Below are 1,466 nucleotides of genomic sequence, written 5' to 3'. Positions count from 1 at the left end.
GTGACGGTACCCTTGATCTTCTTGCCGATCGGGAACTTGGTGCCGATCTCGGACCACGGATCACTCTCGAGCTGCTTCATGCCGAGCGAGATGCGGTGGGTTTCCTGGTTGATGCGGATGATCTGCACCTTGACCGTCTGACCGATGTTGAGGATTTCGGTCGGATGGTTGACGCGGCGCCATGCCATGTCGGTGACATGCAGCAGGCCGTCGATGCCGCCGAGGTCGACGAACGCACCATAGTCGGTGATGTTCTTGACGACGCCTTCGACAACCTGGCCTTCTTCGAGGTTCTGCACGATTTCCGAACGCTGTTCGGCGCGGCTCTCTTCGAGCACGGTACGGCGCGACACCACGATGTTGCCGCGGCGACGATCCATCTTGAGGATCTCGAAGGGCTGCGGGTTGTGCATCAGCGGGGAGACGTCGCGGATCGGGCGGATATCGACCTGGCTGCGCGGCAGGAAGGCCACGGCGCCGTCGAGGTCGACAGTGAAGCCGCCCTTGACCTGGTTGAAGATGACGCCTTCGACGCGCTCACCCTTGGTGAACTTCTCTTCGAGACGAACCCAGCTCTCTTCGCGGCGGGCCTTCTCGCGGGAAAGCATCGCTTCGCCAAGCGCGTTTTCGATGCGCTCGACATAGACTTCGACGGTGTCACCGACCTTGAGGGTGGTGTCCTTGCCCTTGACGCCGAATTCCTTCAGCGGCACGCGGCCTTCGACCTTGAGGCCGACGTCGATGATGGCCATGTCCTTTTCGATCGCGGTGATCGTACCCTTGACGACCTGACCTTCGCCGGAATGGCCTGTGGTAAATGATTCTTCGAGCAGGCTCGCGAAATCATCGCGAGTGGGATTTGCAGCTGACATTGTTTCTCCTGGAGTGCCCCGCATCTAGAAGCGGGACGGGCGCCGTAGGTTAGCGTTGCGTTGGCCTGCCGGCGTTCCGGGCTACAAAAACCCTGGGCCGCTTTTTAAGCGGCAATTCCGGCGCATGAAGAATGCTGGCAGGCTGGTTCGTGCCCGATATGGGTATTTTCTTCGCCTCCGACAACGGAAATACGAGGGAAAACCCGGATCAGGCCTTGTCTCTCTTGGCTAGCACGTCGTCTATGATCGCCATGGCTGCAAGAAACGCGGCTTCTATAGCCATTTCGCTGGTATCAAGCAAGTGCGCGTCGACCGCCGGCTTCAACGGTGAGTCCGCTCGACCCATGTCGCGCTCGTCGCGGCGCACGATATCGGCGAGGATCTCGGTGAAATCAGCGGTCCCGCCGATGCTCTCGATCTCGGCCAACCGGCGCTGTGCCCGCACCTCGGCGCTGGCCGTCACATAGAGTTTGATGTCGGCGTCGGGGCAGACGACGGTGCCGATGTCGCGGCCGTCGAGCACGGCCCCGGGCGGCGTCTTGGCGAAGTCGCGTTGTTTCTCGACGAGGATGCGCCGCACCGTCGGGTACACGG

2 protein-coding genes are annotated in these 1,466 nt (G+C 61.3%); both read right to left on the bottom strand.

The features are described 5' to 3' along the window. Positions 1-872 (bottom strand): S1 RNA-binding domain-containing protein (locus tag EN984_RS34405; RefSeq protein ID WP_127384349.1); only part of this gene is annotated, 872 nt, incomplete at its 3' end. Between the two features lie 208 nt (positions 873-1,080). Next, a partial coding sequence (locus tag EN984_RS34400; RefSeq protein ID WP_127384348.1) for a (d)CMP kinase occupies positions 1,081-1,466 on the bottom strand: 386 nt, incomplete at its 5' end.

The sequence above is a fragment of the Mesorhizobium sp. M7A.F.Ca.CA.004.12.1.1 genome, from assembly GCF_003997835.1.
In the GTDB taxonomy this organism is placed as follows: Bacteria; Pseudomonadota; Alphaproteobacteria; order Rhizobiales; family Rhizobiaceae; genus Mesorhizobium.
Note: the sequence above shows the minus strand (reverse complement) of the source record. Positions and strands in the feature narration are given on the sequence as shown.